We start from the raw sequence: 21,964 nt of genomic DNA on the forward strand, positions 1-21,964 counted from the left end.
ATATGATTAATAAAAAACAAATAAGCAGGATATTATGCGCCTGCGCCACTTTTACACTCCTGCAATTGAGCAGTCAGGCTACTGCTCTTCCGGCAGACAGTACTCTCACAGTACCACTGGGCGGCAATGCCTGGGTAAATAAGAACGCACAAGCCATTATTGACAATGCTGGTCTGAACAATTGGAGCAGTAACACCGATGTGATAAGCGTATATGTACGCCTGGAAGCTGCCGGCGATCTGAAAATAGCGCTGCGCTTGCAGGTGCCCGAAGGTAATAGTACCATCAAAGTATCGGCGGGGCAAAGCGTGTTGACCAAAACGGTATCTAATCAGGAAGCCGCTGTTGTTGACTTTGGCACCGCCCACATTAAAGCCGCGGGCTATCTGCAAATAAAACTGCAGGGCTTAAAAAAGAGCGGCAAGGTATTCGCCCAGGTGAGTGACCTGTTATTGAGCGGCCCGGCTACGGCCAATGGCGCTGAGTATACTAAGGATAATCACGACAATTATTTTCACTGGGGCAGGAGAGGGCCATCAGTGCACCTGAACTATCCATTGCCAGACGAAGCCAAAACTACCACCGAATGGTTCTACAACGAGGTGACTGTTCCTGTAGGTAACGATGTGCTGGGTTCGTATTTTATGGCTGATGGTTTTACGGGTGGCTATTTCGGTATGCAGGTAAACTCGCCAACAGAGCGCCATGTGTTGTTCTCTATCTGGAGCCCCTTCAATACTGATGATCCTAAAAGCATCCCCGATAGTTTAAAAATTCACCTGTTAAAAAAAGGAGCAGGCGTACACGGCGGCGAATTTGGCGGAGAAGGATCGGGTGGGCAAAGCTATATGAATTATCCCTGGGTGGCAGGTAAAACCTACGCCTTTTTGATACATGCCCAGGCTGATGCCGCGGCTAAAACCACCATATTTACTGCCTATTTTAAACCTGCCGATCAAAGTATCTGGCAACTGGTGGCCAGCTTTAAACGACCGATGTCGGGCTTTTATTTAAAAGGCTTGTACTCGTTCCTGGAAAATTTTGATCCGGAAATGGGTAATACGGAGCGCCGTGTAAACTTTGGTAATGGCTGGCTGATAGATACAAATGGTAAATGGTACCCGCTCACCAAAGCCCTTTTTACCGGCGATGCTACTGCAAATATCAAATACAGAAAGGATTACGGCGGAGGTGTACAGGGCGATCATTTTTACCTCAGAAATTGTGGATTTTTTAATGATTTTTCGACCTTAAGAAGCGATCTTAGTCGCCAACAATCAGGTATGGCCCACCCCACCATCGATTTTAATAAATTACCTTAATAATAGTATCAAGTAGTTAGTATCAAGTATCAAGACCATCCGCAGGGTATCCGAGAGTTTATTACTGCTAAGAAAAAAGTCTTGATACTTGATACTAGCTACTTGATACTAAAACAAAACAACAATCCGTGAAAAAGTACCTTTTACCCTTACTCTTTTTATTACCTGTGCTGTGTTTTGCGCAGGATAAACATGTGTTTAGCCTCAGCAAAAACGAGTTTCTGCTTGATGGCAAACCTTTCCAGATCATCAGCGGCGAAATGCACCCGGCCCGTATCCCGCGTGAATACTGGCGCGACCGTATCCGCATGACCAAGGCCATGGGCTGTAATACCATCGCGGCCTATGTATTCTGGAACTATCATGAGGCCGCCCCGGGCGTTTTCGACTTTAAAACAGGTAACCATGATATTGCCGAATTCATCCGCATTTGTAAGGAAGAGGGCATGTGGGTACTGCTGCGTCCCGGTCCGTATGTTTGCGCCGAGTGGGATTTTGGCGGATTGCCATCATGGCTGTTAAAAATTCCCGATATTAAAGTACGTTGTATGGACACCCGTTACATGAGCGCGGTAAGCCGTTATGTGGCCCATCTGGCAGCCGAGGTTAAATCATTGCAATGCACCAATGGCGGCCCTATCATCATGTCGCAGATTGAGAATGAATATGGCAGCTATGCTAACGATAAAACCTACCTGGAGGCCCTGCGTAAATTATGGGTGCAAAATGGCATCACTGTACCATTTTATACTGCCGATGGCGCTACGCCTTTTATGCTCGAAGCCGGTAATATCGATGGCGCTGCTATCGGTCTTGACAGCGGCACCAGTGATGAGGATTTTGCCCAGGCTACCAAACGCAACCCCAATGTGCCATCATTCAGCAGTGAAACTTATCCGGGTTGGTTAACCCACTGGAAAGAGAAATTCGCCAAGCCTGATACCAATGGTTTGAAGAAAGAGATTACTTACCTGCTTGAGAACCATAAATCATTTAACCTGTACGTAATTCATGGCGGTACCAACTTTGGCTTTACTGCGGGTGCCAACGCGTTTTCGGCTACCCAATACCAACCAGATTTGACCAGCTATGATTACGATGCACCCATCAGTGAGCAGGGGCAGGCAACCCCTAAATACTATATGCTGCGTAATCTCATCAGCAAATACGTAAAATATAAAATTCCGGCTGTACCACAGGCTGCTAAAGCCATCAGCATACCGGCTATTACTTTAAGTCCGTTAACCAGTATCTGGCAGCAGTTGCCTAAACCTTTTCTGTCGCCGCAGCCGCAGCCGATGGAATATTATGATCAAAATCAGGGCCTGATGCTTTACCGCACCAAACTTATTGGTCATAAAAAAGGTACGCTTACCATTACCGAACCGCATGATTATGCTATGGTTTTTGTAGATGGTAAACTCATCGATACTGTTTACCGCGATGGCGGCAAATGGAACATCAAGATCCCCGAAAGCAGCAGTAAAAACCCGGTACTGGATATCCTGGTAGAAGGCATGGGCCACATTAACTTTGCCCAGTATATCATCGACCGTAAAGGTATCACCGACCGCGTAACCCTCAACGGCATGACCCTGATGGACTGGCAGATGTATCCTTTACCCATGACTGAAGCTTTTATCAAAACATTGAAACCGGCAAAAGCCGAGGCTGATGCCAAAGGCATGTTCTTCAAAGGCACGTTTAATCTGCAGGAAACCGGCGACACCTTTTTCGACCTGAGCAATTACGCCAAGGGCATTATTTATGTGAACGGCCATAACCTGGGCAGGTACTGGAACACTGGTCCGCAGCAAAGGCTGTACTGCCCGGCTTCATGGCTTAAAAAAGGCAGCAACGAGATTTTGGTTTTCGATTTCCACCAGAACGAAGCCAAAACCATCAGCGGTAAAACTATTTTGGAGTAGGGGGGAGATAGAAGCAAGAGGTTAGAATGAAGAACCAAGGCTTTTCTTTACCTGTCTGAAATTCGCAGAATTAGAATAAGCAGCAGATATGAAACTTACGAAGTTTTCAAAACTTCGTAAGTTTTGCATAGTGGGTAGGTCTCCGCGCTCCACTCTTCGACGGGCTCAGAATGACACCCTTTTTGTTTTTCTAAATAAATAGGTAAATTCAATACCCAATGACAGACCTTTCGAAAATAAAAGATTCATTGCTAAAAACTCATCCTTTCGCGGAAGAACAATTAGATCAGTTTACTGGTAGGTTAATCTTCCAAAGGTTCAACAAAAGGGAATTCCTGCTGAAGTCTGGTCAAATTTCTAAGGGCATTACCTTCATCCTCAGTGGCAGTTTAAGGCTATATAACAAAACAGGAGATAAGGAGTTGACCCTTAACTTTTTTACCGAAAATACCTGGTTAGCCGATTTGGAAAGTTTACTAACACAGCAGTCATCGACCAATTATATCGAAGCATTTGAGGATACCAGTGCAGCGACAATAATGCTTAAAGATCTTCACTGGTTAATGGATAACTATCCGGATTTCCGAATGCTGAATAAATTGCTAACCGGTCTTCATATTTCAACAATGCACCTGGCATCTATCAAAACCAAAAATCCCGATGAGCGTTATCATGAACTATTGACAACGCATCCTGATTGGTTAAACCGTTTCCCGCAAAACCAAATTGCCTCTTACTTAGGCATGGCGCCCGAAACATTAAGCAGGGTAAGGGCAAGACTGAGCTGATTTTCTTGATCGTGGTCAATTGTTAATTCGCCTTATTTAAACCACTTTTATAAAACTAAAAATGGAATGGAAACAATGAAAAAATTGATTGACCATAAAGATTACCAGGGCATAGAACAGGCGCTTACCAATAACCGCAATCTGGCTAATGAAGGTATTCCATATGATAGCGTAAACACCACCCTGGCCCATCCACTGCACCGCCTCTGCGACGGGGTATTTTCCAGAACCTATACCGATGCGGAAGCTGTTGAAATGGCTCGGATATTTTTAGCGCATGGAGCGAATATTAATGGTAATGAGGAGTTGATTGCAAAACAGGATACCCCCCTTGTTGCCGCGGCAAGCCTGCACGCCGACCAGGTGGCTATTTTATATATCGAAAGCGGTGCCGATTTAAATCACGCGGGCTGCCATGGGGGTACGGCTTTACATTGGGCAGCCTGGTGCGGCCGGGCTCAAGTGGTTAAAAAACTGGTGGCTGAAGGCGCGGAGATCAATAAGTTATGTATCGATTTTAAAGCTACACCGCTCTTTTGGGCCGTTCACGGATTAAAGAACGGTGGCGCAACCAGTTCATCCAATTATTTAGAATGCGTCAGGATCTTGGTCCAGGCAGGCGCAGATAAAAACATCCCCAATTGCGATGGGAATATACCTCTCGAATTATTAGATGATGGGGATTGGGAATTGAAAGCATTATTGAAGGATTGACATTAGTGCTTAAGCCTTGAATGGAAATAAATTTGTCATGCTGAACGGAGTGAAGCATCTATTGTGCGATTATACATATATGCTGAAGAAGATCCTTCGTTCCTCAGGATGACAAAAAGCGCTCTTAGCCGCTGGCGCACGCGTGCCGCGTGTGACTCTATACAGCTCTATCAAAAATCAGTTACTTATTTTCCTGTTCCAAAACCGGGATAATAAAGCGGCTAAGCTCTGGTGTGTGGTGTTCTTTTTTCGAAATAGCGCTCATCCTTTGTATCATATCCGGGTGTTGCGCCGCCACATCATTTTGTTCCTGCGGATCTTTGGAAAGATCAAATAGCGACCATTTGTTGTTTCCTTTCAGCATATTTAGCCGTACACCTTTCCAATTACCCAGGCGGATAGCCTGCTGACCATCATATTCGGGAAACTCAAAATACAGGTACTCATGCAGGGTTTGTTGCCCGCGATCAAGTATGGTTGGTAAAATGCTCAGGCCATCTACATCTTTCGGGGTTTTTAATTTGAGCAAGTCGCATAGGGTAGGCATCATATCAATCGTGGCTGATACCAGGTTACTGGTACTGCCAGCCTTTATTTTCCCCGGCCACGATACGATGAAGGGTTCGCGTATGCCACCTTCATGAACATATCCTTTTCCCCAGCCATATTCGCCTTTAAAGGGCCCAGCGCTTTTAAAAAATGTGGGGTCCACGCCCGCATTATAAGCCGGGCCGTTATCGGAGCAAAACATAATAATGGTGTTGTTGTAAACGCCGTCGTCTTTTAGTTTTTGAATGATCTGCCCAACCTGTTTATCCAGCAGGGTGATCATGGCAGCATAGGTAGCATGCGGATAGCGGACGGGGAAATAGCTGCCTCCCAAAAAAGGTTTTTCATCGCCAAACTTTTGGTGATAGTAATCCACCAGTTCTTTAGGCGCCTGCAATGATAGGTGCGGCAATGGCGATGGGTAATACAAGAAAAATGGCTTGTGATGATTGTTATCAATAAACCTTAGCGCCGCCCTGATCAGGAAATCAGGGGTATAGTCCTTTTGCTGATATTTTTCATAGTTTTTTTCATCAAGCGGATCGAGGTCTTTGGGGAATTTTACATCCGGATCAACAATTTTATTATCCAGCGGTACGCGGTTATTGTTTTCCCAAAGATGACCGCTATAATAGGTATGATCCTGGCGCTGACATATAAAACCAAAGAAGTAATCAAATCCCTGGTTGTTAGGCGTGCCGGTGCTCATGGGCGAACCCAATCCCCATTTGCCAACAATGCCTGTGGTGTAACCGGCAGTTTTTAAAACTTTGGCAATGGTAATGGTTGAACCGGGGATGGGATATTGCCCTTCCAAAGTCGGGTTTTTCTCCATTTCTTTAAAATTCCACACATCGCCCCGCTCTTCCCATTCATGATTACCGCGGATAAAAGCTTTCCCCGAGTTTTTACCCGTCATGAGTGAATAGCGCGACGGAGCGCAAACCGGATAGGCGTAATGCTGCGTAAAACGTTTGCCATGTTTGGCCAGTTCATCTAAGTTAGGAGTTTCAATTTTTTGCTGCCCGTAACAGCCTAACTCGCCATAGCCCATGTCATCTGCCAGGATGTAAACAATATTGGGTTTTACTTTTAATGTTTTAGGCGATGAGCCTGTTTGTGCCAGTGCGTTAGCGTATATCCCAAACAGTAAAGCGATGATTGTATAACCTCTTTTCATTGGGTTAAAGTTACTGATGATCATTTGCTTAGTTATATACTTTACAAACGTTTGTGTTGCTTTTAATAGGAAGCGAAGCTTGCGTGGTATCCATTCACCCCTACATCGCTGCGCTTGTCGCCCCCTCTCTTCGCTTCGCGCATAGGGAGGCTTTCTTTACTTCTTTTTTCTTTACCCTCTTTCCGCGGCAGGCGAAAATAGGGTGGTCCAGCGAAGCGTAGACCGGTGAGTCGACTATGCGTCATGCTTTCCGAGCTTCCGGAGATTAGTGGTCGTACAATTCACAGGAGCGAAAGTCTTGTGAATGCGGGGTTTAGTTGCCATAAGTAAACGAAAGCCTGGGGGCAATTTCAATATATCCGTTATCTTTAAAATAGGCAACATAATAAGAACCTGAAGGTTTGCCCGATGGTAATGTTAACGTTAGGCTGCCAGATACCAAACCATTGGTATATTGCCAGGCATCGGCATATGTATTAGCGGCGCCGGGTGCTTTGCCGGTTTGATAGATCCCGATCCAGGCTTTGGGATCGGCAGAGCCATTGGCAAAATTCACGGTAATGGTTTCACCGGTTGAAAACTTTGTTTTATTTAAACTAATGTTTGCCTGAGTTGCTGTTGTCTTGATGGAAAAAGTAGTTATAACGCCTTTATGGTCCGAAGGCCATGTTCCTGTTGGCTTGAGAAAAGGATTGGGGTAAATGGCATCTTCGTATCCCTGGCCCCTTACAATGGAGCCCGATGGCCCAAATACGATGGATTCTTTTACGTTTACCCTGTTATCATTGTCGGCATAATAAATGTAATCAATACGGTCGCGCTCATCGGCATCCGGTGCCCATACCAGTGATGAAAGCCGGGCGCCGGTGTTAAAAGCCGCCCAGGTAAATCCGGGGTATTTTACCGGATCGGGATTTTTAACCCGGTATGAGTCCTTATAACCTGCTCCATATAATTTAACGCTGCCCTGCCAGGGTACAATGGTGCCATGGTGATCAAACAAATCCTTTTGAGCGCTAACCCAATCTAAATGCGAAGGCTCATTAAAATCGCCTCCTAATATAACAATCCGGCCATTGTCCCTTTCTTGTTTGGCATCGTTTACAAAGGCGCTTAGTTCCTCATCCCGGGTTGATTTAAGGTTGGCCGCCAGAATGCTGTCGACGTTTGTAACCGGCGCGGCTATTTTACTAAAAGTTACACCATCATAACCCCGTGGCAGGTAACAGGTGTAGTTGGTATAATCTAAATGGGCCGAGTAAAGGGTAACCTGCGTGGTAGCATTCAGACTAACGGTGGCTTTATCAAAGGCATTGCCGTAAATGTTGGTTTTAAACGAGGCAATAGGGTATTTTGATACAATGCCAACATTGTTGTCATAAAACGAATAAAAAGTATAGCCTTTTGCTTTTAAAGCCGCTACAACGCGTTCATCAAACTTGGTACTGTTATAATTCCGAACTTCACTTAAGGTAATGAGATCGGCTCCTGACTGAATAATGGCGTCAACGATACCATCAAAGCCTCCCGTCACGGATGTGCCTTCCTGCCAGATATTTAATTGTAAAACTTTTAACGTAACGGAGTCGGCCGCCGCTGCCAGGGTTGTTTGATGTTTAACCGGGGCACCGTCTGTTGAAAAATAGGATGATGCCTTTTTGCAGTTTAAAAGTAAGAGTGCTGAAAGCAATGGGATTAGGTAGCTTTTTTTCATTTGAGTAGTTTGATTTAGATGCAAAATAATATGTTCCTTATTTGGATAGTATTATTTTGATATTATATAATTTATCCGTGTTTATCTTGGTTTCTGGCAGTCCATGAGGGTACAAAAATTTATGATGCCCTTGGTTTTTACCTGCTTCTGGCTACGTTAAAATTACTGATCGTTATTTATTAAAATAGGTATTTAACAAACGTTTGTGTAAAGATTGAAGAGTTGTAGCAACCCGTTTTCGGTTAATGATGTCTAATTTTCGGCTTTGAAACCGGATATGGATAGTATTTTAGTAATAGGCTCAAACGGGCAGATAGGTACCGAACTGATTGATGCCTTAAAGGTAACCTGGCCCGCCTGCCAGGTCATTAGCTGCGATATAAGACCACGCGAGCAGTTAAAGGGCGACGTATTTGTACAGGCCGATGTTAATGACATGGAGCGGCTGAAAACCATTTTTGAGCGGTATAGTATCAAACAAGTATACCTGTTGGCGGCACTGTTATCCGCCACCGGCGAAACCAAACCCCGCTACGCCTGGGATCTTAACATCAACGGTTTGTTGAATGTGCTTGATCTGTCGGTAGCTTACCGGGTGGAGAAAGTTTTCTGGCCAAGCTCTATCGCGGTGTTCGGTCCGGGTTCGCCGAAAGATGATACCCCGCAGTTTGGCGAAAAAGATCCGCAAACGGTTTACGGCTTCAGCAAGCTGGCCGGCGAGCATTGGTGCAATTATTACCGCGAAAAGTATGGGCTGGATGTACGCAGCATCCGCTATCCCGGCCTCATCAGCTGGAAAGCCGCGCCCGGCGGAGGTACTACCGATTACGCCGTACAGATATTTCACGATGCCATAGCCACCGAAAGCTATCAATGCTTCCTTTCGGCGGATACGCGCCTGCCCATGATGTATATGGATGATGCCATCCGTGGTACTATCCAGCTGATGCAAACTCCATTGGAAAAACTAAAAGTATTCCGCTCGTATAACCTGGCTGGCTTTAGCTGTACCCCGGCCGAGCTGGCAGTGGAGATTAGCGAACATATCCCAGGTTTTACCATCGGCTATCTCGAAAACGACCCACGCCAGCAAATAGCCGATAGCTGGCCGCGATCAATTGATGATAGTGAGGCCCAAAAAGACTGGAACTGGCAGGCCCGGTTTAACCTGAAAGCCATGACCGGCGACATGATCAAACACCTGTTGGTTAACAATTATTGAGTTAGTGAATTAGTGATTTTACTTTTCAGACTTACGAAGTTTTTAAAACTTTGTAAGTCTGACATTTCGAAGAACTATACCTTATCATAATCCCGCAAAAACTTTTGTATAGTTACAGAAAGGCAAACAGCCCGCTTCTCTTTTACCAGAGAAGCGGGCTGTTTGATTAATAACTAAGGAAACAAAAACCGATACTTTTTAAAGTTTTCAAAACACGTTAAAATCGTGTTGTAATTTGTTAAAAATGATAGAATCGAATTTTTCCGACTGTTTTTTAATCCGTTTTGCCTCTTTTTTGATCAGAAATTTGTTAAAATTTAAGGTTTAAAAAGTTTTTCCTCCATCATTTCGGCTGACTTTGGGTAGTGGTTACCATCTGCATAAATTTATCTTCGGAAGCCATGTATTTTTCCAGTAGCGTAAATTGGTTGCGGGCCCTTACCAGGTTATGGCCGGGATAGCTGGAGCCGTAGTAAATATCATTGTTGAGGTAATCGGTCAGGAAACGGATGGCCTGCATATAGATCATGAATTTGCCCGAATACACAAACAGTTCACGCTCGCCCTCGGTAAGGTTGGTGTTCATTTCTGATAGGTAGCCTTCTACAATGGCCGCGAAAAAATCTTCGCGCACATCAATCAGGGAAAGGTCCTGCTCTTCCTCGTTGGCAGGGGAGAGGTAAGTGCGCATCATATCGCCCACATCGCTGATGTAGTAACCCGGCATCACCGTATCCAAATCAATGACACAGAGGCCCTTATGATCGGTATTAAACAAAATATTACTGATCTTGGTATCGTGGTGAACAACACGCAGTGGTATCAGCTGATCATGCATAATGGATTGGTGCACATCGGCAATATCCCGGTGCCTGAAGGCCTGGTCGATGGTATCACTGGCTTCCGCTAATCGCTCGCTACCTGCATTTTTTACTACCCGCTTAAAAGTTTCAAACCGGCCAGATAGATCATGGAAACCGGCCAGGGTGTAATGCAGGCCACTTACATTAAAGCCGGCCAGCAAATTGGTGAACTTGGCAAACTGGCGGGCCGCTTCAAAAGCCTCATCGCGGGTTTGTACTGTATTGAGGGTAATAGAGTTTTTGATAAATGGAAACAGGCGATAATATTCATCATCGGTATACTTAACCATATAATCGCCGGTTGTGGTAGGCAGGGATGCTACAAACAAATAATCGGGATAACGTTTTGATAAATACTGATCTATCTTGTTGGTGTTTTCGGCTATATGTTCTGGCGTTTTAAAAACGTTTTTATTGATCTGCTGCAATATAAACTCGTTATCGTTTTTTAAACCGGTTATTTTCCAGGTTCGGTTGATCAATCCTTCACCAAATTTTTCGATATGATAGTCATGTGCGATAAGGCCAAAGGATTTTAGAATAACATCAAACATTTACTAAGTTTTTTAAGGTTTTTTGAATGCTTAAACCAAACCTAATTAATAAACTTCTAAACTTTTCACGCAAACGTTTGCCTGTTTTTTTTATTGACAAGCCTTTAAGATAGGTTCAAAATGAGTGTCTGATTTGAATGGTGTAATATTTACAATTTCACTGGCTGTTGCGGACCTTGTTTTCTACCAGTTGCGACTCCACTATCACGTTGTAATAGGCCTGAACCTCGTCGGATGATTGGTCTTTACGCGCCAGCAGATCCAGTAAAATATCGGCAGCTTTTTGTCCCTGGAGATGGGGGAATTGCTCAACCGAGGCCACCGGTGCATAGTCCATATAATTGATGATGGGTAAATTGGCGTAGCTTACAAATTGCAGGTCCTTATCCAGATCGATACCCAGGTCGCGGGCATGTTTGATGGCGTATAGGGATACATAATCATTAAAGGTAACAATAGCTGTTGGCCGGCGTTTGTGATCCAGCAGGCTGTTCAATGCCTCACGGGTGCCTTCTTCTGTTAAATTACAGCCTACAATTAACGAAGGATCAAACTTTAGCCTGTTTTTGGTCATGGCTTTAATATAGCCTTCCTTGCGCTCGCCGCTGGCAGCCAGGGTAGCGGGCCCGTTAATAAGGCCGATGCTGCGATGACCTTTTTGCAGCAGATAGTTTACGGCTTCAATACTGCCTGTTTCCATATTGCAGGCCACATAGTGTATGTTTTTTATGGGTGGGATGCGGTCAAAAAACACTACAGGGATGTTAAAGCGCTTCAGCATATCAAAATGAGCGAATGACGAGGTCGTTTTGGCTACAGATATCAGCAAGCCATCCACACGGGAGTTTTTCATTTTTTCAACCAGCTGGATCTCCTTTTCCTCGTTGTCATGTGATTGGGCTATCAAAACGGTATAGTTTCTTTTATAGGTAGTATCTTCAATAGCGCTGATAGCCGCAGAAAAAAAGGCTTCGGCCAGTTCGGGAATAATAACACCAATAGTATAGGTTTTGCCTTTTTGGAAAGATATAGCATTCTGGTTAGGTTCATAGCCCAGTTTTTCGGCAAGGGCCTGCACTTTTATTTGGGTAGTAATACCAATGGTTGGGTGTTTATGCAGAGCCCTTGAAACTGTTGATACAGAAACATTAAGAATTTTCGCGATTTCTTTTATGGTGGCTGGTTTTCCGGTCATTATCAGTTTTAGTAATCATTAAAATTAGTAAAATGCTTTTAAACTGGCAATTTAAGCGGGGATTTATTGAAAAAGTTGCCTGCTTCACCAACGTAAAAATACCGTTTATGTCCACGCAAACGTTTGTTTCTGGTTATTGCCTAATTAGTTTTTTTAGCTGCAAATCATAAATAAACAAAGCAAACCCGGCATATAAATACCGGGTTTGCATCAAAATATAGGAACCTGTTAAATACGCTCCTGCAGGTTGATGGATACCGTATCGCCAACGTCTTTACCAATAAGCTTACGCAGATCGGCTTTGATAGGTAATTTGTGCGTACCATCACCCAGGGCCATAAAAGAGCTCTGGAAGGGATGCCCGTCAACCGTGGCCTTAACCTTTACCAGACCGCGGGTGCCAAAAAAACTTACTGAATCTGGCCAGATCAAATAAGTCCAGCCGCCTTTATTTGGGCTTTTCAACAGCGTAGCTGTGAATTGTTTATTTAAAGCGCTCATACTGTATTATTTAAATTGTTCCATACAAAGTTAGGTTGACGCATCATAAAGCGTTAGGGCTAAACACGACATTTAAAGATAGTTTTGCGACATCATTAAATGTTAAAGACATTTAGCGTTTTGAGCGTATAAATACTCATTTTTTGTATTAGGTATTTATACGCTTAGAGGGGTAAATATTAAATGCCAGGTTTGTATAGCGATAGGGACTAAGAAAAACAGCCTGCAAGACTGTGGTCTTTTTCCCTGTTAAGTTAAAAAAAACACCAACATTTTTTAACCTTACCACTGTGGCCATTTATAACGAACTTCTTTCTTCCTCGCAGGAAATAATCAATATCCAGATAGTTATTGATACGGATGCCATTGTTGCCGATTATCCTAATCCAAGTAAAAATCCCACCGATCCAAGTGGTTTACCGCACAATTATATGTATTTGGTGGCTACCAGGAGCGATGTCATTACCGGGTCGGGCACGGCAAATCTGAATATAAAGGCCAATATTGGTGATATCATTCGCTGGCATGCTGTTTCTGAAAACAGCAATTTCGACTCAGCTGTAGTAATTTACAGTTTGGCTCAGTTTGGGGGCACTACGGTATTTAATAACCTAACGTTCAGTGTTTATACCAGGCAGGGAATTTTGCCCGTAGATAGCGCTGCGCTTCCGGTAGATTTTTCGGCGCAGAATTTTTGGTTTAACCAGGCTAATGTGATCAACACCGGAACAGAATACTATACCGTTCAATTCGCGTTATATGTTCGCCAGGCAGATCATGCCGATCCGGTATTGTTTGGCTATTACTACTGGAATCCAACAGTCACGGTACAACATTAATAGTCCAACAGCCCCGCTTCTGTGATATTATTGATGTGTTATGTCTACTCATGGGCTATTATCCTTCCGTGGGGCTACCATATTACACATCACGAAAACAATCAACAGGTAGCTCCTACGGAGCATCGTAACTTGTGTACACACGGTAGGCAGTGGGGAGGGAATTAAAAAAACTTTTGCTTTTATCATAGCCCTGAGAGGCTAAAAGTGGGTTTACATAAAAACACGTTTTATGATGGAAAGGCAAATTTAATAAATTGATTATCAATTAGTTAAATTGAATGTTAACCCTGAAAAGTGTAAACCATGTAAACCCACTTTTAAGGAGATAACCTGCTTTTTTAAGGATTATTGACCTGGAGTTGTTTATGTACGAGCAAAATATATCATCATAAAAAAACGGTAACGCTCAACGGGAAATCTTTACATGTCTTCGGGAATTCTGTCCATTCCGTAGCCTGCCCAAAAACCTCAATTTTGGGTCAACAAAAACGAAATAAAATATAACAACATGAAAACTTTCCCAATCCCAACCAGAGAGCAGGTATCACCAGCAAACCAAACTATATTTGATAACCTTACTAAATTGGTTGGTCATGTACCCAACCTGTTTGCCGCATTTGCCCATTCAGACAATGCTTTGGGTAATTATCTTACCCTGCAAAACGGTAAATCATCTTTACGTGGTAAAGAGCGCGAGGTGGTTAACCTGGTGGTTAGCCAGGTGAATAAATGTTTATACTGTTTAAGCGCCCACACGGCTTTTGGCAAAATGCAGGGCTTTACCGATGAGCAGGTGTTGGAAATACGCAAAGCCGAGATCAGCTTTGATCCGAAACTGGATGCGCTTGCCAAACTGGTAAAAAGTATTGCTGAAAATCAGGGCCATGCCGATCAGCAATTAGTAGAAAACTTTTACGCGGTGGGTTATAATGAAGGCAGTCTTGTTGATGTGGTGATGGCTGTAGGCGATAAAATCATCACCAATTATCTGTTTGCCCTTACCCAGATACCTGTTGACTGGCCTGCTGTACCTGCACTATAATGTGCTGATTAGTTATTTAAGTTATAGAGAAGCCCGGATTTTGTAAATGTCCGGGCATTTTTGTGAATTAGATTTCAGTCAGAAAACCACCATCCATTGAGATGCAGCATATTGGGATTAATTAATAAATTTGGAATTATGGCCGATCGTCCACAGCAACTTACGGAAGCGTTTACACTAATGGTTGACCAACATTTGGATGATCTTATTCATCACCGGGCAACCGAAATGTTGGAAATTGAACAATTTGCCGATTTGTTGCATGTACATCCTATTCATTTAAGTAACACGATAAAGGATGCAACCGGGGTATCGCCTTGCGGCATTTACCAGGCACGGATAGTAAAGATAGCGAGGCAATTATTGGCTGATAAGACCTATACTATTCGGAATATTGCTTTAACACTGGATTTTGAGCCATCTCAATTCACCAAATGGTTTCGGCGTTTTAATGGAGTTTCGCCAAAAGAATACCGGAAAAATCATTTACTTAAATCATGACCATTTTGTAGGTTTCGTTATCTCCAATTTTGTAAAAAGAGTTACGATGGATTTAACAAACGCAGAAGTGCTGATCACTGGAGGAAGTGACGGCATTGGAAAAGGGCTTGCGGCACGTTTGATGGCGGCAGGTTGTAAAGTAATGATTACCGGTAGAAATGCAGCAAAACTGGAAGCTACCGCTATAGAACTGCCAGGTTTGCTTACTTATAGAAGCGATATAGGCAATGCACAGAATAGAGAAGAACTGGCAGAGCATGTTAACCAGGTTTTACCAGGATTAAATATTTTGGTAAACAACGCGGGTATCCAGCGCAGGATTGCTTTGGCCGCCGATACTGCGGGATGGGACGAGAGACAGCAAGAGATTGATATTTTACTTTCCGGTCCCATCCATCTGAACCTCTTGCTTACTCCCTTAATATTAAATAACGGAAAAGATGCGTTGATTGTTAATGTTACTTCGGGCGGGGCATATATACCGCAGGCTTTCGCGCCGGTTTACAGTACCTGTAAAGCGGCTTTACATCATTATACGATTACCTTGCGGCACGCTCTATCTGCTACCAGATGCCGGGTTGCCGAATTGATTCCGCCCGCAGTACATACATCTCTTGCGGGCCCGGGTTTAAATCATGGCGCATCACTTGATGAGTTTTGCAACCATGTGTTTACCTCCTTATTCATAAGTGATGAGGAAAATGTTGGTTTTGGCCCGACAGCAATTCTCAGGGTAGAAATCAATGGGCAGTTGCAATCTGATCTATTTTTAATCAGCACATCAAGATTTCCTGTTGATCTGTATTAAAATAAGCCCCTCTTATACAGGGATAGTTTTAGTTTCTAACTGCAATTTTTGTTCTTTCAAAAAATAATGTTTCATAATCGGGCCCGATATGATCATGGTGCCTACAGTCATTACCACCAGCCCTTCAAATACAGGCTCACTTATGATCTTTGCCTGCAGGGCCAGTAATCCTAAAACAATCTCCTGCGAACCTCTCGCGTTCATTCCAAAGGCAACAGCTATTGATTCGTTTTTGGTCATGCCGCTCATAGCGCTGCCTATTCCGGCGCCTATGAGTTTTGCAAGGCAGGCTATAACCAGGATGATCAGCACAATTTCGAGATTAAAATTGGCTATGAAATTCAATCTTAACCCAACCGAAGCAAAAAACAACGGTGCTAATACATTGATAGTGAATTGATGCAGCACATGTTTGTGTTTCTCTGTAAAATATGCAGAATCATTAATACCCACACCAACCAAAAAGGCTCCAAATATACCGCGTACGCCAAGCCCTTCGGTAATGCAAGCGCTGATCAAGCAAAGGCAAACGGCCATGGTAAGCACCCTGCCGGGCTTTTCTCCTTTGCCCGCAAAAGACATTAGCTTGTGGATAAGCCAGCGCCCACCCGTTAACATGAAAACTGCATAAAGGATAACTATACTCACCGCCCAAAAGGAGGCCTCACCTTTGCCAACATTCATCAGCTGAATAATAACCGAGAATAAGATCCAGCCCAGAAAATCATCAACCATGGCAGCTGTTAATACGATATTGCCTATGCGTGTATTAAGAATGTCGAGGTCAAGTAATATCTTGGTGATCACCGAAAGTGCGGTTATAGAGAGCGCGGTTCCAAAAAATAACGAAGTGACTAATTGATTGTTAAAGCCATTGGCAAAATGACTTTGATACAGAAACCATACGGCTGCAAAACCAATAGCAAAAGGGAATATAATGCCTGTAAGACTTATACTGATGGCTTGTTTACCATTCTGCCTTATCTGTTTCAGATCTACCTCAAAGCCGGCAATAAACATGAGTAAAATAATGCCAATATTGGCAATACCGTCAAATGCCTGAAAAGCATGCGGAGTGGATAGGAAGATGCCTTTAAAAAGATCAGGGAATAATAACCCCAGCAGCGTAGGGCCAACAATAATACCAGCGAAGATCTCACCAATAATAGCTGGCAATTTATACCTGCGGCATAGTTCGCCCAATAATCTTGCCGGTATCAGGATAACTAAAAGAATAAGCAGGTAATGTATTATCTCTGATGAACTGAGTTTAGAAACCATAGTTGAAAAAATTATTACAAGTTTTCCTTTACCTCAATTCTTAATTGGTGGGTATTAAAAACATGTGAAAAGGGTTGAACGCTTTTGGTTAAAAATACACTGCCTCCAATTATACTATGATGACCAATCACGGTACGACCACCTAAAATGGTACTGCGGGCATAAATGACCACATTATCCTCCACGGTAGGATGCCGCTTGGTTTCGGATAGTTCTTTACTTACCTGCGCTGCGCCCAACGTTACCCCTTGATAGATGGTAACGTATTTACCAATAATACTGGTTGCACCTATAACTATGCCGGTACCGTGATCGATACAAAAGGGTACAGCAATTTGAGCTTTAGGATGAATATCCACACCGGTTTTGCCATGCGCGTGCTCAGATAATATTCTTGGTAAAATAGGAATGGCGAGCAGGGTAAGCTGATGTGCTATACGATATACGGCAATAGCATAAAAGCCCGGATAGGAAACAATCACCTCATGTACACTGGTAGCCGCCGGATCTTTTTCATAGATCATGGATGCATCGAGCCGAAGATTCTGATAAATTTCATTCAATGAATCATAGAATGCAATCACAGCTTCTTCAATATTAATATCCTTTGGATCGAGATAGCTTAGCAGTATGTTTTCAAGATCTATCTGGTTCTTTTTCAGATGGCCACCATATATGGATAATTTGTTCGCGTGATTATTGGGAAACAAAAATTCAAAGAGATCAGACAGCCATCCAACGCACTGTCTGATCTTTGGTGTAGCCTCCCATTCGGCTTTATGGGTTTGATAAAGCAATTGTATAAAGCTGTCGAGTTTATCCTCTTTCATACTTGTGCATTACCGTTTAAGATGATGAAGCGTGTTTACCAGTAAATCAATTTCGGCGCAGGTATTATAGAAAGCCAGTGAAGGTCTTACGGTGCTTTCCACACCAAACCGCCTAAGGATAGGCTGGGCACAGTGATGCCCTGATCTTACGGCAATTCCTTGTTGGTTAAGCGCCGCGCCAACCTCTTCGGTTTTATAGCCATCCAGTACAAATGACAGAACGCTGGCTTTATCTGCCGCGGTGCCTATCAGTCGCAAGCCTTTCACCTCTTTTAGTAATTGCGTTGCATAAACAAGCAGGTAATGCTCATATTGAGCAATGGCAGGCATACCCAGTCTGCTTACATAATCAATAGCGGCACCAAGACCAACGGCATCAGCGATGTTACCTGTTCCGGCCTCAAACCGGCTGGGTGCATCATGATATTGGGTATACTCAAAAGTAACATCTTTGATCATGTTACCGCCACCCTGCCAGGGTTGGGTTTGGTTTAACAGATCTTCTTTACCATAAATCACACCGATACCAGTTGGCCCGAATACCTTGTGTCCTGAAAAGACAAACCAATCGGCATTTAATGCTTGTACATTAACCGGCATGTGCGATACCGACTGAGCGCCATCAACCAATACTTTAGCTCCTGCCAAATGCGCCAGATGAACAATTTGCGCTGCCGGAGTAACTGTGCCTAAAGCATTGGATACCTGAGTAAATGAAACCAGTTTTGTTTTAGGCCCGAGTAATTTTACATACTCATCAAGTATGATTTGTCCGTCGTCATCAACAGGTATAACCTTTATTTTTAAACCCTTTTTGGCGGCCAGTTGTTGCCATGGAACAATGTTGGCATGGTGTTCCAGGTGGCTTACGATAATCTCATCACCTGCTGTCAGGTTTTGCTCACCCCAGCTTTTGGCTACCAGGTTAATGGCTTCAGTTGCGCCACGTACAAAAATGATCTCGTTTATGGAAGCAGCATTCAGAAAGGTTTGCACTTTTTGACGTGCCCCTTCATAAGCATCGGTTGCCCTTGCCGCGAGTTCATGTGCTGCACGATGGATATTTGAATTTTCGTGCTCGTAAAAATAGCTAATGCGATCAATTACTTGTTTTGGCTTTTGGGTAGTAGCCGCGTTGTCAAGCCATACAAGGGGTTTGCCATTTACTTGCTCCTGTAATATCGGGAAATCGCGCCGGATGATATTTACATCAAACGGCGGACTAATAATATTACTGATACCGGCCTGTTTAATTTTTTCCTGGTCTGACTTTACTGCAGGCAATCCATGATTATTCGATAGAAAATAAAACGGAATTTCAGTAGCAGCAGGTTCTCCGGTAAATGGTAAAGCGTTTGAAGGGCCAGATGTATGGATATTACTTAATATCTTGTTCAATTCAACTTCAAAAGCCTGATCTTGCTGATAGGGTAAGTGGAGCAGGTTTTCGGGAGCAGATGAAAGTTGCTCAACCTGGAAGTTTTGCTTTAAAACTACATCCGGTATAAGATCAGTTTTCACCAGGTAAGAGTCATAGCCTAAATTAGGTTGTGAAGGTAACTGCCCTCCAAATGCGTTAATCGGGCTATGCTGAGCGGGTGCCGAAGAATTAGAATGTGCGTTCAGATTAGGATCAGCGAAACTGGTTTGCGGATCTTTAAGATTAATTGCATTACCCTGGTTAATGGCCGATGGCGAAACACCGCTACCTCCAATTGTACTTGACGGAATTGAACTGGCCGGGGCATTCACATTCCCAGGATTAAATAAACCTGTATCAGGTATGTTGCCGGGTAACTGAAAAGCTTCAGCAGCTTGTTGAACGGGGAATTGATTTACAATCCCACTAGGTCCGGCTTTAAAGAACTGGTTGGCCAGTTGCTCCAGCTCCTGTAAGTTGGGCAGGTTGTCCGGATTAATATTTGTACTCATAATAGTTGCCTAAATCAACATCTTCCAAAACAGCTATAGCATCATCAACCAAAACAGCTAATGAGCAATAAAGCGATACCAGGTATGAGGCAATAGCTTTATTATTAATGCCCATAAACCGTACAGATAATCCCGGTGATTGTTCACCCGGCAAACCTGGCTGGAACAGGCCTACCACACCCTGGCGACTTTCGCCTGTACGTAAAAGGATGATTTTTGACTTGTTATTAACGATAGGTAGTTTATCAGATGGAATAAGCGGTATGCCTCTCCAGGTAATAAATTGAGATCCAAATAAAGAAACGGTAGGCGGCGGTACACCGCGGCGTGTACATTCACGGCCAAAAGCGGCTATGGCTAATGGATGCAGCAGGAAAAATCCCGGTTCTTTCCAAACTTTGGTTATCAGTTCGTCCAGATCATCAGGAGTAGGAGGGCCTAGTCTTGTCTTGATTTTTTGGGATGGGGCTATGCTGCTTAGTAAACCATATTCTTTGTTGTTGATCAGTTCACTTTCCTGGCGTTCTTTAACAATCTCAATAGTAAGGCGCAATTGCTCACTTATCTGATTATAAGGTTTGCTGTAGAGGTCAGATACCCTGGTGTGCACATCCAATACGGTATTTACCGCGCTCAGGTTGTATTCTCTCGGGTTTTCCTCATAATCAACATAGGTTGATGGAAGCTCACGCTCGTCGCGGTTAGAGCAATCCACTTCCACATTATTGGCGTCAACAACTTTATTTAACCGGTAAACGCCTGATTCAACAGGGATCCAGTTTAATAAATGTGTTAACCAACGCGGGGTGATGGTTGATAATTGCGGAACGGTACGGGTGGCAATGGCCAACTGCCTGGCGGCTACATCGCCAAGGGCTGTTTGTTTTGGTTTTTGATCGGGCATTTTGAATGAATAAATGTTTTTAAAGATTGATTTTGAGGGCTTTTGAATTATTAGCACCTGTATTACAATAATAATGAATAAAGTTTTAAAGAGCGATTTAGTGGGCTTTTCAATTTGTTAGCACCCGCGTTGCAATGATAAGAAATAAAAATATATAAAATCTATAGGAATTATAGATTTTATTGTATGTTTGTGTCATCAGTTCTTTAATACTTATCCAGATAAGACGGAGGGAAAGGCCCCATGAAGTCTTGGCAACCTGTACAACTCTTTATATTGTAAAAGGTGCTAATTCCTGCTCCTGTAAAGGGAGAAAGATAAGATGCTACAGGTTGTTTATACAAATATCTCCACAGCTCTTTCTCGGGTAAGTTTTATTGAATATGAAAAACAATTGAAAAAGATAGAACCTGTTTATATATGAAAACCGACAAAACCTTGGCTACTACGCACTTTGCAGATATGTATTGTTGTCGCTGATTATTTACCTGTTACGCGATCAAATAAAATACATTATCAGTATATAACTCCGAATGAAAAAATTAATACTTACGGCTTTAATCTCCATCATTAGCACAGCATCTTATACCCAGATCCTGACACCTGTAAAATGGTCATACGGGGCAAAGAAAATTGACAACGAACAGGCCATTGTGCTGATAAAAGCAACTATTGATAAGGGCTGGCATATATATTCACAAAACGTTGCTGATGGCGGGCCGATAAAAACCTCGTTCAGGTTTGACAAAAGCGGTGACTACACGCTTGTCGGTAATACCTCAGAACCTAAGTCGGTTAGCAAGTATGAGAAGTCGTTTAGTATGAACGTACAATATTTTGAGCAGTCGGTTGTATTTCAGCAAAAAGTAAAACTTAAAAACGGGCAAGCATTGGTTAATGGTACATTGAATTATATGGTATGCAGCAATAAGCAGTGTTTACCCCCCGAAGATGTTGAATTCAGTATTCCGGTAAAGTAAAAGATTTAATAATATAGTTTAATAGCTCATTAGCCACCAATTGACCTGTTAAACTAATAAAGATGCCGGGTAGATAAGCGCTTGCTTTTACCTCGGCTTATACAAGCAAATACCATGAAATCGAAATTTATCACTAAAATCCACATACAGAATGGTGGCGCCCTTTTCTGTTGTCACCCGTATTGTTAACTCATGTGGTTTATCCCGGAAATTGATCTGATGTAAGATCGACATCCTGGCTGTACTAAGTGCGTTGCTTTGCTATGGTGGTAAAACAGGCGTGTGCTGTACAGACCAGGATGTTGATTGCTTAC

General features: G+C 43.2%; 19 protein-coding genes and 1 riboswitch. Of the genes, 10 read left to right on the top strand and 9 right to left on the bottom strand.

The window, feature by feature from the left end:
- Positions 1-2 precede the first annotated feature (2 nt).
- The 4 genes from ACTJKG_RS17715 (at position 3) to ACTJKG_RS17730 (ending at position 4,752) form a co-directional block, all read left to right on the top strand.
- Positions 3-1,322, top strand: coding sequence for a DUF3472 domain-containing protein (locus ACTJKG_RS17715; RefSeq protein WP_172337965.1), 1,320 nt, complete (start codon positions 3-5; stop codon positions 1,320-1,322).
- Between the two features lie 128 nt (positions 1,323-1,450).
- Positions 1,451-3,250: a glycoside hydrolase family 35 protein gene (locus ACTJKG_RS17720; protein ID WP_440739959.1), complete on the top strand. Its 1,800-nt coding sequence runs from the start codon at positions 1,451-1,453 to the stop codon at positions 3,248-3,250.
- Positions 3,251-3,468: 218 nt separating this feature from the next.
- Entirely contained in the window at positions 3,469-4,038 is a 570-nt protein-coding gene (locus tag ACTJKG_RS17725) for a Crp/Fnr family transcriptional regulator (RefSeq protein ID WP_172337967.1), read from the top strand.
- 75 nt (positions 4,039-4,113) lie between these two features.
- Entirely contained in the window at positions 4,114-4,752 is a 639-nt protein-coding gene (locus tag ACTJKG_RS17730) for an ankyrin repeat domain-containing protein (RefSeq protein ID WP_440739960.1), read from the top strand.
- A gap of 181 nt (positions 4,753-4,933) precedes the next feature.
- On the opposite strand, the gene ACTJKG_RS17735 is transcribed toward ACTJKG_RS17730, so the two are convergent.
- A complete protein-coding gene (locus ACTJKG_RS17735) occupies positions 4,934-6,481 on the bottom strand; it encodes an arylsulfatase (protein WP_440739961.1) in 1,548 nt (515 codons plus the stop codon).
- A 313-nt stretch (positions 6,482-6,794) separates the two neighbouring features.
- Entirely contained in the window at positions 6,795-8,195 is a 1,401-nt protein-coding gene (locus tag ACTJKG_RS17740; protein WP_440739962.1) for an endonuclease/exonuclease/phosphatase family protein, read from the bottom strand.
- Positions 8,196-8,472: 277 nt separating this feature from the next.
- Between ACTJKG_RS17740 and ACTJKG_RS17745 the strand changes: the two genes are divergently transcribed.
- Complete coding sequence (locus ACTJKG_RS17745; RefSeq protein WP_440739963.1) at positions 8,473-9,417, top strand: NAD-dependent epimerase/dehydratase family protein; 945 nt, start codon at positions 8,473-8,475, stop codon at positions 9,415-9,417.
- 343 nt (positions 9,418-9,760) lie between these two features.
- On the opposite strand, the gene ACTJKG_RS17750 is transcribed toward ACTJKG_RS17745, so the two are convergent.
- The 3 genes from ACTJKG_RS17750 to ACTJKG_RS17760 all read right to left on the bottom strand — a co-directional run bounded on the left by ACTJKG_RS17750 (position 9,761) and on the right by ACTJKG_RS17760 (position 12,530).
- On the bottom strand, positions 9,761-10,834 hold the full coding sequence (locus ACTJKG_RS17750; RefSeq protein WP_440739964.1) for a phosphotransferase enzyme family protein: 1,074 nt from the start codon (positions 10,832-10,834) through the stop codon (positions 9,761-9,763).
- A 157-nt stretch (positions 10,835-10,991) separates the two neighbouring features.
- Positions 10,992-12,029: a LacI family DNA-binding transcriptional regulator gene (locus ACTJKG_RS17755; protein WP_172337973.1), complete on the bottom strand. Its 1,038-nt coding sequence runs from the start codon at positions 12,027-12,029 to the stop codon at positions 10,992-10,994.
- A gap of 228 nt (positions 12,030-12,257) precedes the next feature.
- On the bottom strand, positions 12,258-12,530 hold the full coding sequence (locus ACTJKG_RS17760; RefSeq protein WP_172337974.1) for a DUF1905 domain-containing protein: 273 nt from the start codon (positions 12,528-12,530) through the stop codon (positions 12,258-12,260).
- Positions 12,531-12,820: 290 nt separating this feature from the next.
- On the opposite strand from ACTJKG_RS17760, the gene ACTJKG_RS17765 reads away from it, so the two are divergent.
- The 4 genes from ACTJKG_RS17765 to ACTJKG_RS17780 all read left to right on the top strand — a co-directional run bounded on the left by ACTJKG_RS17765 (position 12,821) and on the right by ACTJKG_RS17780 (position 15,723).
- Entirely contained in the window at positions 12,821-13,369 is a 549-nt protein-coding gene (locus tag ACTJKG_RS17765) for an inclusion body family protein (protein ID WP_172337975.1), read from the top strand.
- Positions 13,370-13,880: 511 nt separating this feature from the next.
- On the top strand, positions 13,881-14,414 hold the full coding sequence (locus ACTJKG_RS17770) for a carboxymuconolactone decarboxylase family protein (protein WP_440739965.1): 534 nt from the start codon (positions 13,881-13,883) through the stop codon (positions 14,412-14,414).
- A gap of 138 nt (positions 14,415-14,552) precedes the next feature.
- Positions 14,553-14,915 (top strand): helix-turn-helix transcriptional regulator, encoded by a 363-nt coding sequence (locus ACTJKG_RS17775; protein WP_440739966.1) that lies wholly within the window; start codon positions 14,553-14,555, stop codon positions 14,913-14,915.
- The gene (locus tag ACTJKG_RS17780) at positions 14,827-15,723 is read left to right on the top strand and encodes an SDR family NAD(P)-dependent oxidoreductase (RefSeq protein ID WP_440739967.1); all 897 of its coding nucleotides are present in this window, start codon (positions 14,827-14,829) and stop codon (positions 15,721-15,723) included. The genes ACTJKG_RS17775 and ACTJKG_RS17780 overlap by 89 nt, the downstream gene beginning before the upstream one ends.
- A 12-nt stretch (positions 15,724-15,735) precedes the next feature.
- Here the strand turns inward: ACTJKG_RS17780 and ACTJKG_RS17785 are convergent, their stop codons facing one another.
- The 4 genes from ACTJKG_RS17785 to ACTJKG_RS17800 are packed head-to-tail and all read right to left on the bottom strand — an operon-like array spanning position 15,736 to position 20,670.
- Positions 15,736-17,004: a cation:proton antiporter gene (locus tag ACTJKG_RS17785; RefSeq protein WP_440739968.1), complete on the bottom strand. Its 1,269-nt coding sequence runs from the start codon at positions 17,002-17,004 to the stop codon at positions 15,736-15,738.
- A gap of 14 nt (positions 17,005-17,018) precedes the next feature.
- Positions 17,019-17,834: a serine acetyltransferase gene (locus ACTJKG_RS17790; protein WP_172337980.1), complete on the bottom strand. Its 816-nt coding sequence runs from the start codon at positions 17,832-17,834 to the stop codon at positions 17,019-17,021.
- Positions 17,835-17,843: 9 nt separating this feature from the next.
- The gene (locus ACTJKG_RS17795) at positions 17,844-19,766 is read right to left on the bottom strand and encodes a family 2A encapsulin nanocompartment cargo protein cysteine desulfurase (RefSeq protein WP_440739969.1); all 1,923 of its coding nucleotides are present in this window, start codon (positions 19,764-19,766) and stop codon (positions 17,844-17,846) included.
- Positions 19,750-20,670 (bottom strand): family 2A encapsulin nanocompartment shell protein, encoded by a 921-nt coding sequence (locus ACTJKG_RS17800; protein WP_172337982.1) that lies wholly within the window; start codon positions 20,668-20,670, stop codon positions 19,750-19,752. Before ACTJKG_RS17800 ends, ACTJKG_RS17795 begins: the two co-directional genes overlap by 17 nt.
- 210 nt (positions 20,671-20,880) lie before the next feature.
- A riboswitch (SAM riboswitch) is annotated at positions 20,881-20,994 on the top strand.
- A 209-nt stretch (positions 20,995-21,203) separates the two neighbouring features.
- Here ACTJKG_RS17800 and ACTJKG_RS17805 point away from each other — a divergent pair.
- Positions 21,204-21,650: a protein-disulfide reductase DsbD domain-containing protein gene (locus ACTJKG_RS17805; protein ID WP_172337983.1), complete on the top strand. Its 447-nt coding sequence runs from the start codon at positions 21,204-21,206 to the stop codon at positions 21,648-21,650.
- Positions 21,651-21,964 lie beyond the last annotated feature (314 nt).

Source organism: Mucilaginibacter sp. 22184 (assembly GCF_052045695.1).
Lineage (GTDB): Bacteria > Bacteroidota > Bacteroidia > Sphingobacteriales > Sphingobacteriaceae > Mucilaginibacter.

Bases quoted from the DNA above. Each gene is read 5' to 3' on its own strand.
- ACTJKG_RS17725 (WP_172337967.1), top strand. From the start codon at position 3,469: ATGACAGACCTTTCGAAAATAAAAGATTCATTGCTAAAAACTCATCCT.
- ACTJKG_RS17715 (WP_172337965.1), top strand. From the start codon at position 3: ATGATTAATAAAAAACAAATAAGCAGGATATTATGCGCCTGCGCCACT.
- ACTJKG_RS17805 (WP_172337983.1), top strand. From the start codon at position 21,204: ATGAAAAAATTAATACTTACGGCTTTAATCTCCATCATTAGCACAGCA.
- ACTJKG_RS17795 (WP_440739969.1), bottom strand. From the start codon at position 19,766: ATGAGTACAAATATTAATCCGGACAACCTGCCCAACTTACAGGAGCTG.
- ACTJKG_RS17735 (WP_440739961.1), bottom strand. From the start codon at position 6,481: ATGAAAAGAGGTTATACAATCATCGCTTTACTGTTTGGGATATACGCT.
- ACTJKG_RS17745 (WP_440739963.1), top strand. From the start codon at position 8,473: ATGGATAGTATTTTAGTAATAGGCTCAAACGGGCAGATAGGTACCGAA.
- ACTJKG_RS17785 (WP_440739968.1), bottom strand. From the start codon at position 17,004: ATGGTTTCTAAACTCAGTTCATCAGAGATAATACATTACCTGCTTATT.
- ACTJKG_RS17760 (WP_172337974.1), bottom strand. From the start codon at position 12,530: ATGAGCGCTTTAAATAAACAATTCACAGCTACGCTGTTGAAAAGCCCA.
- ACTJKG_RS17750 (WP_440739964.1), bottom strand. From the start codon at position 10,834: ATGTTTGATGTTATTCTAAAATCCTTTGGCCTTATCGCACATGACTAT.
- ACTJKG_RS17730 (WP_440739960.1), top strand. From the start codon at position 4,114: ATGAAAAAATTGATTGACCATAAAGATTACCAGGGCATAGAACAGGCG.
- ACTJKG_RS17775 (WP_440739966.1), top strand. From the start codon at position 14,553: ATGGCCGATCGTCCACAGCAACTTACGGAAGCGTTTACACTAATGGTT.
- ACTJKG_RS17770 (WP_440739965.1), top strand. From the start codon at position 13,881: ATGAAAACTTTCCCAATCCCAACCAGAGAGCAGGTATCACCAGCAAAC.
- ACTJKG_RS17800 (WP_172337982.1), bottom strand. From the start codon at position 20,670: ATGCCCGATCAAAAACCAAAACAAACAGCCCTTGGCGATGTAGCCGCC.
- ACTJKG_RS17755 (WP_172337973.1), bottom strand. From the start codon at position 12,029: ATGACCGGAAAACCAGCCACCATAAAAGAAATCGCGAAAATTCTTAAT.
- ACTJKG_RS17740 (WP_440739962.1), bottom strand. From the start codon at position 8,195: ATGAAAAAAAGCTACCTAATCCCATTGCTTTCAGCACTCTTACTTTTA.
- ACTJKG_RS17790 (WP_172337980.1), bottom strand. From the start codon at position 17,834: ATGAAAGAGGATAAACTCGACAGCTTTATACAATTGCTTTATCAAACC.